Raw genomic sequence first — 15,013 nt, forward strand, 5'->3', positions numbered from 1 at the left:
TTCAATCCCCTTGTCCCATTGAGTCCCTATACTTTAAAGCGAGTCCTTTTAAGAAATTCCTAGCGTATCGATCGCCACATGCTTTATAATTCTTATGGCCTTCTTTTCTTAGAATAGCGCTTAATTCCCCTTTTGAAACAATGACTCCAGCCACTTCCAATATATCAAGCATATCTTCACTTGTTAAAGCTAATGCTATTTTCAATTTCTTTAACAATACATTATTAACACTTCTATCATCCGTTATAGACATGGCTGGCCTTTCAGGTTGCCCTGGCTTTGGATCTTGTTTTCCTCTTTTAAAAATAATCAGGCCATTTAAAAATGACTCTAGCGTGAAATTATCGCACAGTATATTCTCTTCATCAAAATCAACATCATTATGATAGCTGTCTTTTGATTTTATGAGCATCTTTTGCACTTCTTCTTTTGTTATCTCAACGCCTCCAAGTTTAAATATCTTGACCATGTCGGTATCTTTTATATCTAGAGCATATCTTAATCGAATTAAGATATCATTATTCGTCATATCCATCTGTAACCCTCCTAAAATATTGACTATTACACAGTTTTCCATTATATTTTCCAAACTATATTTTTCGTTCAAATTTAAATATAACCAAAGTATCTCCATGAATAGTCTTTACTATGTACCACAAGTACTCGCCAATTATATAAAGATTTAAGCGAATGACCATAAAATAATAGTTTAACATTTCAAAAACGTGTTTTATAGTTTAACTGAACTAATATTTAATTTTTCTAGTCCCCTACTTATACGAATAGCTGCCCATTTCTCGGTTCTTTATGTTTTATTTACTGGTTAATGCAGTAAAAAGACACAACCCTATTAAGGTTGTGTCTAAAACTTCTATCTATTAAAAGTAACCTTCTCTTCCAATTGATCTAAAGTTATCGTTGCTTCACTTGGTTTTGTTTCAGCAACCATCTTGCCATTTCTAAAGGAATATCGAACTGTCGCTTGCTTACGAATCGCCTCATATTCGTTTTCTGCAGATAAGACGATGAAGTTAGCTGGTTTACCTTCTTCGATTCCGTAATTCTCTTCAATGTGCAACGTTTTTGCACTATTTTTAGTGATTAAATCGATTGAATTTACAATTTGATCATAGCCCATGAGTTGTGAAGCATGAATCCCCATATGCAATACTTGAAGCATGTTACCTGTTCCAAGTGGATACCATGGGTCAAAAATATCATCGTGGCCAAAGCATATATTTAGTCCCGCTTCCTGTAATTCTTTTACCCTTGTTAGACCTCTTCGTTTTGGATACGTATCAAATCTCCCCTGAAGGTGAATATTCACAAGTGGATTTGATACGAAATTAATAGAAGAAAGTTTTAATAGGCGGAATAATTTATACGTATATGCATCATTATAAGAGCCCATTGCCGTCGTATGGCTCGCTGTTGTGCGAGTACCTATCCCACGTTTGTAGGCCTCCGCAGCTACAACTTCTACAAATCGAGACTGTTCATCATCAATTTCATCACAGTGGATGTCAACTAATCGATCATATTTTTCAGCAAGGTCAAAAGCGACTTTTAACGACTCTACTCCGTATTCTCTTGTAAATTCAAAATGAGGAATGCCGCCTACAACATCGGCGCCCATTTTCAATGCTTCCTCCATCAATTCTTCCCCATTAGGATATGAAAGGATGCCTTCTTGTGGAAAAGCAACAAGTTGAAGATCTACATAGGGAGCCATTTCTTCCTTTACTTCCAACATCGCTTTTAAAGCCGTTAATTCTGGATCTGTTACATCTACATGTGTACGGACGTGCTGAATTCCTTGAGCAATCTGCCATTTTAAAGCCGTTTTTGATCTTGTTTTTACATCATCAATCGTTAGCGTTTCTTTTCTTTGTGCCCATCTTTGAATTCCTTCAAATAAGGTGCCACTTTTATTCCACTCTGGTTCTCCCGCCGTTAACGTTGTATCTAGATGGATATGTGGCTCAATAAAAGGTGGCAGGACAAGAGAGCCATCGACATCGATGATTTCTTTTCCGTCAACATCACCAAGTATTTGCGTAATTTTATGAATCTTATTTTCTTCTATAAATAAATGCCAAAGTCCATCTTTTCCTCTAAGTTTTGCGTTTTTAATAATCACTGATTAACTCACCTTTTCATACATTTTAGTCGTCACTTTTTCTCCATGCTGAGGTAGACATTTCATTATTACTACATAAATAGCTGCAGACCCTAATAGCGCATTAATAGGTGGAATGCCTGGTACTAAATTAGCGACTGCTACTCCGCCTACCCATGCTAATATTGCAACCCAATTTACTGCTTTAAACTTCATCTGTTCGAATGGTTGATATGTTCTGCGCTTCACTATAAAATAATCTGCTAATATAATAGCGCCAATCGATGGCAGAGTGGAGCCTAAGATCGTCAAAAACCCAACAAAATTGTTATAAAGCCACATTGCTGTCATTGTTCCAACAATTCCATTGAAAACAACAACTTTATGTTTTGGTAATTTCGTAATGTTAGAAAAACCTAATCCTGAAGCATATAACGCACTATCATTCGTTGTCCAAATATTCAAACCTAGAACAATAATAGCAGGTATCATTAACCCTTGTAAAAACATCACGTCCGATATGTCAGCTTTACCGTAAGCCATAGCTCCGACTGCACCAAATAAAAACATAAGCGAATTCCCTAGAAAGAATGCAATCACATTCGCACTAACAGCAGAGCGGGATGTCTTAGAAAACCGAGCAAAATCAGGCGTAAGGGTACCAGCGCTAATAAAAGAGCCGATACAAATCGTTAATGCTGCTGAAAGCCCTAATGCCTGTGTCGGTTCATAATCGAATAATCCTTGAATTCCCCCAGCCACATCAGCTGCATCTGTCATCGAATAACTACCGAAAATCGCAATGGCAGGAACAGCAACAAATCCTAGTATAGTCAAAGTCTTCATCCCAAAGATAGCTGATACGGTCATTAATATTCCAAAAATCGCAATTAAAAAATAAACATTGGCCCCTGTTGCTTTTGCAACAGGAACAGCAAACATCGCAAGACCGACCCCAAACCAACCTACTTGAGTTGAAGCTAGTAAAAATGAAGATAAATAAGAACCTTTTTCACCAAATGCATATCGAGTCAATAAATGAGTTGATAAGCCCGTCTTTGCTGCAATATGAGCCAATGCACCTGTATATAGCCCAAGTACCAAATTACCTGTTAACACGATCCAAATAAACTGTATAAATGTCAATCCAGTTCCTAATGTTCCTCCAGACCACATGCTCGCTGAGAAAAAGCTAAGTGAGAGCATCACCGCAAGAATTTTCCAAAACCCATTCCGATTTGCTTGTGGCACTGCCTGAAACGAGAATTCTGTATCTACTTTTTTCATACCAATTCCTCCTATATGTTAGTTGATAAGAAACTGGTACCGAAGAAAGCTTCGATTATTTTAGGAGATTAGGAAATAAAAAAAGCTTCTTGCCATTTCTGACAAGAAGCTTTTTTTACACAATGAACATGGGTAACCTACATACAAAGGCCACCAAAGCAATGTTCATTATTTCCGCTGTCCTTGTCAGCCTCACGGGACTGAATTAAAGGTACCAGTATTTAATTAAAGTTATTATCACAGGAAAACTAGATGTTGTCAACAAATTTTTAGGCGCTATACTCCATACATTGCCTCCCTCTACTATTTTACTTAGATAATTGATAATCTTACAATCTCACCTTTAGGCACTTCGAAATCATCTATTATTCACAAAAAAAACATTTAGTTGTGCTATGATAGGTCCAATTTACAAAAAATAATAAAAGGTGGTTTTTTTTATGAGCACTCTAGCCATTCAAGAACTTCAAACACAGAATGAATTCCTTAAAGCCTTTCCAATAATGAGCCAGTTACGAACACATCTGAATGAAAATTCTTATCTTGAATTAGTTTTAGAGGCACAAGAAAAAGAGGAGTATAAACTGTTTGCCTTATTCGATGGCAATGATATAGTTGCAGTTATCGGTTTTCAGCCAATGATCACTCTCTATTATGGCAGATTTATTTGGGTCTGTGATTTAGTTACAGAAGCTAATAAGCGTTCAAATGGATATGGTGAAAAACTACTTTCATATGTACATGAATGGGCAAAAGAAAATAACTACGAAAACGTTGCTTTATCTTCAGGATTGCAGCGGACTGATGCACACCGATTTTACGAAGACAAAATGGACTATAACAAGGTAAGTTATGTGTTTAAAACAGCTTTAAAATAGGTATTGTAGTAGTGAAAGAACAAATATATTAATGCTGAATCTATACATATAGACCAACAAGTGGTCCTTTTTGGATTTCCCTCGAAGAAAAGTTTTGCTTTTTGAAAGGGGCATAGGGACAATGTCCCTATCCCTTTAACCCAGGTCTGTTAATTGAGAAATAATAATAATAATTGAAAATTTAAATTATTCCACCAAATCATTTTCCCCTATAGGTCTAGACCATCATTCCATAAGTGCTACCGCTATCGAGGCGGAAAGGCTATAACAATACAGTTATAATAAAGTTGAGTGTTATTGTTGACAACAATTAAATATTATATAATAATTAATATGTAATTAGAATTATTATAGTTAAATAATGATAATCAACATGAACTAGAATTATTAATGGTTATTAAAGTTTGACTAATTGTCTAAACTAACTACTAATAAATTCTAAAGAACATACTAGGAGGAAGATTAATTATGTCTTTAATTGGAAAAGAAATACTACCATTCAGCGCATCAGCTTACAATAGCGGTAACGGCGAGTTTATCGATGTTACCGAGCAAAACTTAAAAGGACAATGGAGTGTTGTTTGCTTCTACCCAGCAGACTTTACATTCGTATGCCCAACTGAGCTAGAAGATCTTCAAAACCAATATGCTACTCTAAAAGATCTTGGTGTTGAAGTATATTCTGTTTCAACAGACACTCATTTCACACATAAAGCATGGCACGACTCATCAGAAACAATTAACAAACTACAATACATTATGATTGGCGACCCTTCACATCAGATTTCTCGCAACTTCGATGTATTAATTGAGGAAGATGGTCTTGCAGATCGCGGTACGTTCATCATCGATCCAGACGGTGTGGTTCAAGCACTTGAAATCAATGCAGGTGGTATCGGCCGTGATGCAAGCACTCTTGTTAGTAAAATCAAAGCCGCACAATATGTTCGCAACAACCCAGGTGAAGTTTGTCCTGCAAAATGGCAAGAAGGTGCTGCAACACTAAAACCTAGCCTTGATCTTGTAGGAAAAATTTAAGGAGTATTATCCATGATACTTGATGCAGAAATCAAAGCACAATTAGCCCAATATCTGCAAATGATGGAGGGCGATGTGCTCCTTAAAGTTAGTGCGGGTTCCGATAAAATTTCACATGACATGCTAGCTTTAGTTGATGAATTAGCTACCATGTCATCCAACATTAAAATTGAGAAAACACAGTTAGAAAGAACACCAAGCTTTAGTGTAAATCGCATCGGTGAAGACACTGGCGTAACTTTTGCTGGTATCCCTTTAGGACACGAATTTACATCATTAGTCCTGGCTTTATTACAAGTAAGTGGTAGAGCGCCGAAAGTTGATCAAAAAGTCATTAATCAAGTAAAAAGCATTAAAGGCGAACATCACTTTGATTCTTACATTAGCCTGACTTGCCAAAACTGCCCGGATGTTGTCCAAGCACTGAACTTGATGAGCATTATTAATCCTAATATTACTCATACAATGATCGACGGTGCAGCATTCAAAGAGGAAGTAGAAAGCAAAAACATCATGGCCGTACCAACTGTATTCCTAAATGGCGATTCATTCGGAAGCGGTCGAATGGCCATAGAAGAAATTCTAGCGAAAATGGGGAACGCCCCAGATGCCTCAGAGTTTGCTGATAAAGATCCTTACGATGTACTCGTTGTCGGAGGCGGACCTGCGGGTGCAAGTGCGGCAATCTATGCTGCACGTAAAGGAATTCGTACAGGGATTGTTGCGGAACGCTTCGGCGGTCAGATTTTAGACACTGCTTCGATTGAAAACTTTATTAGTGTTAAACACACTGAGGGTCCGAAACTCGCTGCAAGTCTTGAGGAGCATGTGAAAGAATACAACGTTGATGTGATGAATTTACAGCGTGCCAAACGTTTAGAAAAGAAAGACCTCATCGAAATTGAACTGGAAAACGGAGCTGTTCTAAAAAGCAAAACCGTCATCCTTTCAACAGGTGCTCGTTGGCGCAATGTTGGTGTTCCGGGTGAAAATGAATTTAAGAATAAAGGTGTAGCATATTGTCCACATTGTGATGGTCCATTGTTTGCAGGAAAACACGTAGCCGTTATTGGTGGCGGAAATTCCGGTATTGAGGCAGCAATTGATCTCGCTGGGATTGTGAAACATGTAACAGTTCTTGAATTTAATCCTGAGCTTAAAGCTGATTCTGTACTGCAAGATCGTCTTAACAGTCTGCCAAATGTAACTGTCCTAAAGAACGTTCAAACAACAGAAATTACTGGAACTGATAAAGTAAACGGTATTTCCTACGTTGAGCGTGAGACTGGGGAAGCTCAGCATATTGAATTGGCGGGAGTATTTGTTCAGATCGGACTTGTGCCAAATACGGAATGGTTAGCTGAGACTGTTGAACGTAATAGAATCGGTGAGATCGTTATAGATAACCATGGAGCAACGAACATACCTGGAGTGTTCGCTGCTGGAGACTGCACGAATAATCCATATAAGCAGATCATTATTTCGATGGGATCAGGTGCGAATGCAGCCTTAGGTTCATTCGATTATCTAATCCGAAATTAAACCACCATTTTATTATAAAAGGGCCGTTGAAATTACTTTTTAACGGTCCTTTTTCTTTATTCACCTTAAAAGATCCCGAATTAATAACCTCAGTTACTTATATACGGTTCATCGTAACACGCCTAAATGAGATTTACTTTCTACCTTTATTTCCAATATACCACTATTACTACATTTTTCCCCACCATTATCTTGTTTTATGGTGCATGACTCAATGTAGTTTAAGAAGCTTTCCTCACTTTCATTGATTCCCTGACACCTTTTTTTGGAATCGCAGCTACTATAGCTAGTAAAGCTAGTCCAGCAAAAATAGCATTTGTCAATAACCCCATACTTGCAGCCACTTCCATATTTCCAGCCTTTTCAACTACACTATAAACAGTAACAGATATCGCTAATCCGAATGAGTTTCCAAGTGTACTAGACATTTTATAAATACCAGCTGCCTCTCCTGCTTTTGCTGCCGGTACATTGTCTACTGCTGTATCCGTAGATGGTGTCGCATAAAGGCCAAGTCCAATCCCATACACGGTAAAACCAATAAATACAACAATGGAATAAATCGCATTTGGTAAGAATGTTAATGTCATTAAGATAATTCCAACGATCACTAAAAGACAAGCTATGACCATCGGCTTTCTTGGACCACTTCGTTGTAATATTTTTTCACCAATACGAATCATCGCTAATGTAGCAACTAAATTGCCAATTGATAATAACCCAGATTGAAAAGAACTGTATCCTCTTGCCATTTGAACATAGGTATTCGCAACAATAAGTGCTCCCGCTACACCACTTATTAAAAAGTTTGACACAGTAGCCCCAGTAAAATATTTATTTTTAAATAAAGATAGATCGATAAATCCGTTAGATTTCCCTTTTACAAGTTTTAAAAATATCCAACCACCTATGACAGTGGTAGCCATTAACGTTAACGAAAGAGGGCTTGTCCATCCGAAGGCATCTCCATGTGTAATGACAACATTCAAAGCGACCATCACTAATAGAAAGATAACAAAGCCAGGAAAATCAAATTTTGCTGAATTGCTTTGTTCCGCTTTACTCTCTGGTACATCTTTAATCAAAAACATAGATAGTAAAGTGAAAATAATGGAAAATATAAAGATCCAGCGCCATCCCATATACGTAGCAATTAAACCTCCAGCTAATGAACAAATGCCTATGCCGCCCCAAGATCCAAAAGACCAGTAACTTATGGCTCTTTGTCGGTCTGGGCCGTCAAAATAGGTTTTCACCAAAGCAATCGTTGCAGGCATAATACACGCTGCCGAGATGCCTTGAATCACACGCCCAATAATTAAGAGAACCGTCTCCTGTGCAAATACGAGACAAAGTGAACCAATTATATTTAATAGTAAACCAATAGTTGTAATTTTCTTGCGTCCAATTCGATCAGATATTCCTCCAGCTGCTACAATAAACATGCCTGAAAATAAACCGGATAAACTAATTGCTGTATTCAAAAGTCCCATCGAAATGCCCATATCTAACTGAACTTCAGGCATCACATTTATGAGTGACTGTGAGAAAAGCCAATAAGTAAGCACCCCAAACACAATCCCCGTCATCATTCTGTTATTACCTTTATAGCTTGTTTCCATGGTGAACCACTCCTTTTTGGTTAAATATCCATTTAACTAACTATGTCTCTACAGTGATGATGAACGTGTAAATTATGCAGGCACAACAAAAAGGACAGAGAAAAACAGTGTGTTTCTCTGCCCTTCTCTGTCCTTTTACCTGAGAGTTTAGCTCAATAGAGCCTTTCCCCTTTGGTGACGTATCGATTCATACGCTCTCTCCAGAGGTGTGTCCAGCTGCAGTTCTTCTACCTGAGAGATTCGCTTCAAGGGTCTTATTGAAGTTTGCTCCTTCGGTGGCTTATAATAAACACTCTCCTGCAACTTTCATCCATCTATGATTTCTATATTTTCTGTATATTCTGTATTTATAGAATAATTTCAAAAGTCGATCGTGTCAACTAAAATCGAAAACGCTTTCAAAATCTATTGTCACTTTGACGCCCAGAACAATCGTTTCACAAGACGTTCCACGGATAGATATGGAATATTGCTGTGAAAAAGGATCTTTCAGATGGTAACCGACCAACTAATAGCAACTTTCGGTTTACTTTCTAATACCCCATTAAAACTTTCGTGATGGAATATTGTCCTTGTTAGCAGGTTATGTTGCCAATAATACAAAACAGATAACTCCCCTAATAGTAATTAGAGGAGTACATCAATGATCTCTTACCTATAGAAAATAAAGGAGACCGGCAACATCCAATCTCCTTATCACTTATTAAAAACTTTAGGCTCTTTTCGTAAAGATTGTTGTTTTTTTGCAAGAAACCAATTCGAACAGATGTTGATTGTAGTGGAAGGTGCGAGACTCCTGCGGGAAAAGCGTGTAGAGGGAGACCCCGCAAGTGCAAAGCACTGAGGAGGCTTCTGAGACCGCCCGCGGAAAGCAAGTACCTGCAACGGAAATCAACCCGGGTTATTAGTGTAAAAATGATTGAAAAGCAACAAAGTATGTGAAAACAGCCAAACTTTATCTTTATCCATCCAATTACTCTTTTTCATATCGCTTAATACTTCTTGAGTACAAAATATACTTCACTTTAATTCGAGTTTTATATTCTTCTACTTTAAATAATTAATTGCGAGAGAAATATAAAACCGTATGGAGTCTAGATATTTTTGTATGTCAACCCATTCATCGGGCTGATGAGCCACTGTAGGCTCTCCTGGTCCACAGATTAATATTGGAACATTTTGAAGATGATTCCTATAGATAGACCCATCTGTATAATAATTAACTCCCCCTATATTGGGATCGTTTTGCAAATATGATTGCGCTTTATCCAAAGCCAAATGAATAAATGGATGATCGGGCGCAGTATATACAGATACTAAGTTGTTTATGACATCAATTTTATAAGAAACGTTCATTTCCTCAGATACTTTTTGTAAGAGTTCATTTATTTCCCCAATAATTTCCTGATGATTTTGCCCTGGTACAGTTCGAATATCAATGGTAATTTTGCACTGGTCAGGCACTACGTTAGGACCTACTCCGCCTTGAATCATTCCTATATTTAATGTAGAATCGCCTAAAATATCATGACGTTCATAACGAAGATCATAATTGTTTAATTTATTTATAAAATGATTGATAGCCAATATTGCATTAATCCCATGAGACGGCATTGAACCGTGAGCTGTTTTACCAAACATAGAGATCTCAAGCCAAAGTGCCCCTTTGTGTGCAACAACCACCTGATTTGAGGTAGGTTCACTAATTACAATAGCTGTAGCTTGGTCAATTTGACCTTTTTTAACTACTTCTCTAGCACCAATACAATTTACTTCTTCCCCAACCGTTCCAATGAATTGTAGGTTTCCACTCAATTTTATTCCTGCTTTTTGTATACATTCAATTGCTAAAATCATGGCAGCAACTCCACTTTTCATATCTGAGGAGCCACGCCCGAATATTCGATTTTCTACTTGTTTGCCCTCAAAGACAGGAAAATTCCATTCTACATTTCCAACGGGAACAGTGTCAAAATGACCACTGTAAATCAGTGTTTTTGAGTTATTAGTTAATTGATCTTCACTAGAATATGAAACAATTAAATTTTCTCTATCTTCCTCAACAACATCAGAATGGATCAATAACCCAGATTCACTTAAACGAAGGCTTATTAAATCAGCTAGTGCTTTTTCCATCCCAGGTGGATTTATTGTGTTTATTTGAATTAATGATTGTAAAAATAATATTGCATCATCCTCATCAATTTGTTTAAATACATTTTCTAATTCCAATATAACTCCCCTCCTATTCAAGTGTAAATGGCAGCCCTTTTCTAGAACCAATCTGAGATACTACCCTACCTCCTAAGTTAATTCCTGTCTGTAAAATCAATTCCTGTGGCCATTCTCGTATGATTCCATATAGTGCACCTACTGCAAAAGCATCGCCTGAACCAGTTGAATCTATTGCTTCTACCTGTAGAGCGGGTAGTTGTATTCGTTTGTATGTTCCTCCTGATAAAACACTTGAAAGAGCTCCCTCTTTACCTAATTTAATAAAAACTTGCTTGATACCTAATTCGTGTAGCCTCCGAATGGAGTAATCAATATCTTGTTCTGGAAACAAATCATTTAGTTCAGAATGATTGAGAAACAAAATATCTGTTTTCGACAGTATGGGCAGTAAATAAGACAAGCCCTTCTTAGTTAATAAAGTACTAGGATCTAAAGATATCTTCAGATCAATATTCTCCTCTTTCCATTGAAAGAATGATTCAGCCACTTCTAGATATGGACTACTTAAATGTAAATGTGTAATTTCCTCATAAAATTCCTTTGGCACGTTTTTAAGATTATAGTTTACATTCGCACCTGGATAGGTATACATGGTTCTTAAACCAGAACCATCTACTAATGCCATTGCCGTTCCTGACGGTTTGCCCCTAATTATTTGGACATAATCTAGTCTAGTATTCTCTAAATTATCCAAAAGGTAGGACGTATAGATATCATCACCAATCGCACCTAAAAAATAAACCTCCTCCCCCAAACGGGAGAGTCCAACAGCGACATTCGCTGCTGACCCACCTGGGGTTAATTGAAGGTTCTTAAGTTTGGTCTCCTGATCGGTTTCTGTAAATTTATCTACAAGGCCTATGATATCTATATTAATAAAACCATGTATAGCAACCTTTACCATATTAAGACCTCTAATCTATCGGAGTGAATGAACTTCATCCATAAACTTCTTAACTCTTTCTACCTCTACTCTTTCCCACCAATTTCCGTTTTCTTTTAATGAACTTCCGACAATAGCTCCATCAGCTATGGAGAGAATTTTTTTTGCATTTTGTTCAGTCATCCCACTGCCAATTATCACCGGTAAACTAGCATTCTCTTTTATCCCTATAAGCTCATCTAAGGAAGTTTCGTCACCTGTTCTATTTCCTGTCGCAATTAATATATCTGCATCGAAAAACTCATTATCCCTCGTTTGTTCTGCTAGGCTTCGGTCTGCCACGATGGAATGACTTCCATGTTTCACATGAACATCAGCCATAATTTTAATATCATCACCGTAAAGATTTGCTTTATATCTCATTGCGTTAGCTGAAGCACCTTCTACAATACCTTCATTCGCAACGTACGCATTTACCCATTGGTTCGATCTTACCCACTTAGCTTTACACGCTTTTGCAATGGCAATGGCTGGAATGACTGCATTTGCTAAACAATTGACTCCAAGGGGGAGCTTTGTAGCTTTTGCAATTTCTACCCCGACAGCAGTCATAGCAGCAACTGTTTCGAAGCTAAAATCTTCAGGCTTCGGGAAAGGGAGATCCCATGCATTTTCTATTTGCAATCCATCGATCCCTCCTTCCTCCAAACGACGTACATCCTCCAGCGCAAATTCAATCATTTCATCAATGCTTTCACCTTTATAATGAGGTGCTCCAGGGAGTGGTTTTAAATGAACCATTCCAATAATTGGCTTACTCACATGAAATATATTTTCTAATACGAATCTCTTTTCAGGAAATACTCCACCGCTCATATTCATCACCTATACGCTAGCCTTTCTTCTTGCTTTAATTGAATTTAACCAAACCGCTAAAAGTATAACTACTCCTTTAATCATTAGCTGATTATAAGAAGACACATTTAATAAATTTAATCCGTTGTTCAGAATGGAAATAATCGCTACTCCCATTAAGGTTCCAGAAATTTTCCCTTCTCCTCCAAATAGATTTGTCCCACCTAAAACAACAGCGGCTATTGCATCTAATTCTGAACCAGTACCTGCATTTGGAGAACCTGATGACAAACGGGAAGCAAGTACAATACCTGCAATCGCCATAATAGCCCCACCAAAAGCATAAACACTCGTTTTAACTAGTTTTACATTTATTCCACATAATCTAGCAGCTTCTTCATTGTCCCCAATTGTATAAACGTATCTTCCAAAGCGTGTATGCGATAATAATAAATGGCCAATAATCGCAACAATAATCATAATCACAATAGCAGTTGGAATGGGACCGATAAATCCTCGTCCTATCTCACGAAATACAGCATCAGAAACAACGATTGGCGTTCCTTCGGTGTACACAAATGCGATTCCGCTAAGAATGGTCAACATTGCTAAAGTAACAATGAATGGCGGAATATTCTGTGTTGAAATAACAGTGCCCATGAATAACCCAATTAGCCCACCAATGATAATCGTTAAGAGTATTGCCAATGGTATTGGTACACCTGCAACAATCAGTCCACTTACAGCAACTCCACTAACAGCCAGCTGTGACCCTGCACTTAAATCAATCCCACCTGTAATAATAATGAAAGTCATGGCTACAGCCATAATGCATAGAACTGAAGATTGGCGCATTACATTGACTAAGTTGTCAACTGTTAAAAAATCAGTTGTGATAATAGACATAATAATAAAGAGAAGAGCAAGTCCAATAGTCGTACTCCCTTTGTCAAAAATGACGAAAAGAGTATTTTTCCAGTTTATATTTTTGTTATTTTGACTCATTTCGATGCTACTTGAATTATTCTTAAGCACTTATTCCACCCCCAAAAGCTAATTTCAATATATTATCAGAGGTAATCATATCTTTTTCCAGTTCACCCGCAAGAGTACCTTCCCTCATTACGATTGTCCGGTCACTCATTCCAACGATCTCAGCTATTTCTGAAGATATCATGATAATCCCAACTCCTTGCTCAGCAAGTTTACTAATTTGTGCAAAGATTTCTGCTTTTGCCCCTACATCTACCCCGCGACACGGCTCATCTAAAATGAGAATACGTGGTTCTTGGATCATCCACCTTGAGATGATTGCTTTTTGTTGATTTCCTCCACTTAAAGTAGATATCGTCTGTTCTATTGATCTAGTTTTAATATTTAATTTCTTCTTATAGTCTTCCGATTCTTTCTTTTCTGCCTTCTTATTAATAAATAGATTCGTAGTATATTTTCTGAGATTCGGTAGGGAAATGTTATCTCTAACAGTTTGTTTGAGAACTAGCCCTGTCTCTTTACGGTTTTCTGTCACAAAGCCGATACCTAACTTTATCGCATCACTCGGCCCTTTAATTTCTACCTTTTTATTATCAATAAGAATTTCTCCCGCATCCTTTTTAAGCATACCGAATAATGCCTGGGCAATTTCTGTTCGTCCTGAACCTACCAGTCCAGCAATACCTAGAATTTCGCCAGAACGCAGATTAAAGTTGATATTATTAAGAACTCCTGTTTTTGAAAGGTTTTGTACATCAAGAATTGTTTCACCAATTGGAACTTCAATTTTATTGAAGTAACTTTCCATTTTACGATTAACCATTAATTCGACTAGGGAATCAACATCCTTAACTTCACTCATAGGCAAAGATTTTATATACTTCCCGTCCCTTAAAACGGTTACAGTATCACATACTTTAAATATCTCATCCATCCTGTGCGAAATGTACAGGATACTAACACCTTTATTTTTTAATTCTGTAACTAATGAAAGCAATATCTCTGTTTCTCTTTCTGATAAAGAAGATGTTGGTTCATCCATGATTAATATTTTTGCATCTTGAGAAATGGCACGTGCAATTTCGATCATTTGCTTTTGGGCAATACTGATATCTTTAGCCATTTGCTTTGGATCTAAATTTATTTGAAGCGATGCAAAAATTTCTTTTGCGGTTTGATTCATTTGTTTCCAATCAATTAAACCCAGTTTGTTTACAGGTTGACTGCCTAGAAACACATTTTCTGCTACAGTTAAGTAGTTCGCTACATTTAATTCTTGATAAATACAATGAATCCCTAATTTCTTTGAAGTCTTCGGATCCATATTCTCAACTTTTTCACCTTTATAAAAAATTTCACCACTAGATTTCGAATAAGCACCAGTTAATATTTTCATTAAAGTGGACTTTCCTGCACCATTTTCACCTACAAGCGCATGAACACTACCTGGATGAACAGTTAGTGAAACATCCGTTAAGGCTTTTACACCAGAAAATGATTTTGTAATATGTTTCAACTCGATTATTGGTGAGTTCATTAAACAACTCCCCTCTCTTTTGGA

12 protein-coding genes and 2 riboswitches are annotated in these 15,013 nt (G+C 37.2%); of the genes, 3 read left to right on the plus strand and 9 right to left on the minus strand.

Annotated elements, in window-relative coordinates:
- Window position 1: 1 nt before the first annotated feature.
- The 3 genes from HNP81_RS07915 to codB form a co-directional block, all read right to left on the minus strand.
- Window positions 2-535: a YehS family protein gene (locus HNP81_RS07915; protein ID WP_028390061.1), complete on the minus strand. Its 534-nt coding sequence runs from the start codon at window positions 533-535 to the stop codon at window positions 2-4.
- 336 nt (window positions 536-871) lie between these two features.
- Window positions 872-2,140, minus strand: coding sequence for a cytosine deaminase (locus HNP81_RS07920; protein WP_028390060.1), 1,269 nt, complete (start codon window positions 2,138-2,140; stop codon window positions 872-874).
- A gap of 3 nt (window positions 2,141-2,143) precedes the next feature.
- Window positions 2,144-3,406 carry a cytosine permease gene (codB, locus tag HNP81_RS07925; RefSeq protein ID WP_182502228.1) on the minus strand — a complete coding sequence of 421 codons (1,263 nt, stop codon included), beginning with the start codon at window positions 3,404-3,406 and terminating at the stop codon, window positions 2,144-2,146.
- A 440-nt stretch (window positions 3,407-3,846) separates the two neighbouring features.
- Here codB and HNP81_RS07930 point away from each other — a divergent pair, with 440 nt between their 5' ends.
- The 3 genes from HNP81_RS07930 (at window position 3,847) to ahpF (ending at window position 6,864) form a co-directional block, all read left to right on the plus strand.
- Window positions 3,847-4,284, plus strand: coding sequence for a GNAT family N-acetyltransferase (locus HNP81_RS07930; RefSeq protein WP_182502229.1), 438 nt, complete (start codon window positions 3,847-3,849; stop codon window positions 4,282-4,284).
- Window positions 4,285-4,752: 468 nt separating this feature from the next.
- Entirely contained in the window at window positions 4,753-5,322 is a 570-nt protein-coding gene (gene ahpC / locus HNP81_RS07935; protein ID WP_028390057.1) for an alkyl hydroperoxide reductase subunit C, read from the plus strand.
- Between the two features lie 12 nt (window positions 5,323-5,334).
- On the plus strand, window positions 5,335-6,864 hold the full coding sequence (ahpF, locus tag HNP81_RS07940; protein WP_182502230.1) for an alkyl hydroperoxide reductase subunit F: 1,530 nt from the start codon (window positions 5,335-5,337) through the stop codon (window positions 6,862-6,864).
- 221 nt (window positions 6,865-7,085) lie between these two features.
- Here ahpF and HNP81_RS07945 read toward each other — a convergent pair whose 3' ends face one another.
- The 6 genes from HNP81_RS07945 to HNP81_RS07970 form a co-directional block, all read right to left on the minus strand.
- A complete protein-coding gene (locus tag HNP81_RS07945; protein ID WP_028390055.1) occupies window positions 7,086-8,486 on the minus strand; it encodes an MFS transporter in 1,401 nt (466 codons plus the stop codon).
- A 125-nt stretch (window positions 8,487-8,611) separates the two neighbouring features.
- Window positions 8,612-8,692: riboswitch (glycine riboswitch) on the minus strand.
- Between the two features lie 3 nt (window positions 8,693-8,695).
- Window positions 8,696-8,796, minus strand: a riboswitch (glycine riboswitch).
- A gap of 737 nt (window positions 8,797-9,533) precedes the next feature.
- Window positions 9,534-10,718 carry a M20 family metallopeptidase gene (locus tag HNP81_RS07950; protein WP_182502231.1) on the minus strand — a complete coding sequence of 395 codons (1,185 nt, stop codon included), beginning with the start codon at window positions 10,716-10,718 and terminating at the stop codon, window positions 9,534-9,536.
- A 13-nt stretch (window positions 10,719-10,731) separates the two neighbouring features.
- A complete protein-coding gene (locus HNP81_RS07955) occupies window positions 10,732-11,625 on the minus strand; it encodes a carbohydrate kinase family protein (RefSeq protein ID WP_182502232.1) in 894 nt (297 codons plus the stop codon).
- Window positions 11,626-11,640: 15 nt separating this feature from the next.
- A complete protein-coding gene (locus HNP81_RS07960) occupies window positions 11,641-12,480 on the minus strand; it encodes a BtpA/SgcQ family protein (protein WP_028390052.1) in 840 nt (279 codons plus the stop codon).
- A gap of 9 nt (window positions 12,481-12,489) precedes the next feature.
- A complete protein-coding gene (locus HNP81_RS07965) occupies window positions 12,490-13,494 on the minus strand; it encodes an ABC transporter permease (protein ID WP_312859659.1) in 1,005 nt (334 codons plus the stop codon).
- Entirely contained in the window at window positions 13,487-14,989 is a 1,503-nt protein-coding gene (locus HNP81_RS07970; RefSeq protein WP_182502233.1) for a sugar ABC transporter ATP-binding protein, read from the minus strand. The genes HNP81_RS07965 and HNP81_RS07970 overlap by 8 nt, the downstream gene beginning before the upstream one ends.
- Window positions 14,990-15,013: the final 24 nt, after the last annotated feature.

Source organism: Peribacillus huizhouensis (assembly GCF_014138605.1).
GTDB classification, from domain to species: domain Bacteria; phylum Bacillota; class Bacilli; order Bacillales; family DSM-1321; genus Peribacillus; species Peribacillus huizhouensis.

Excerpts from the sequence above, each read along its gene's own strand:
- HNP81_RS07915 (WP_028390061.1), bottom strand. The coding sequence starts at position 535 with ATGGATATGACGAATAATGATATCTTAATTCGATTAAGATATGCTCTA.
- HNP81_RS07960 (WP_028390052.1), bottom strand. The coding sequence starts at position 12,480 with ATGAGCGGTGGAGTATTTCCTGAAAAGAGATTCGTATTAGAAAATATA.
- ahpF (WP_182502230.1), top strand. The coding sequence starts at position 5,335 with ATGATACTTGATGCAGAAATCAAAGCACAATTAGCCCAATATCTGCAA.
- ahpC (WP_028390057.1), top strand. The coding sequence starts at position 4,753 with ATGTCTTTAATTGGAAAAGAAATACTACCATTCAGCGCATCAGCTTAC.
- HNP81_RS07930 (WP_182502229.1), top strand. The coding sequence starts at position 3,847 with ATGAGCACTCTAGCCATTCAAGAACTTCAAACACAGAATGAATTCCTT.
- codB (WP_182502228.1), bottom strand. The coding sequence starts at position 3,406 with ATGAAAAAAGTAGATACAGAATTCTCGTTTCAGGCAGTGCCACAAGCA.
- HNP81_RS07955 (WP_182502232.1), bottom strand. The coding sequence starts at position 11,625 with ATGGTAAAGGTTGCTATACATGGTTTTATTAATATAGATATCATAGGC.
- HNP81_RS07945 (WP_028390055.1), bottom strand. The coding sequence starts at position 8,486 with ATGGAAACAAGCTATAAAGGTAATAACAGAATGATGACGGGGATTGTG.
- HNP81_RS07970 (WP_182502233.1), bottom strand. The coding sequence starts at position 14,989 with ATGAACTCACCAATAATCGAGTTGAAACATATTACAAAATCATTTTCT.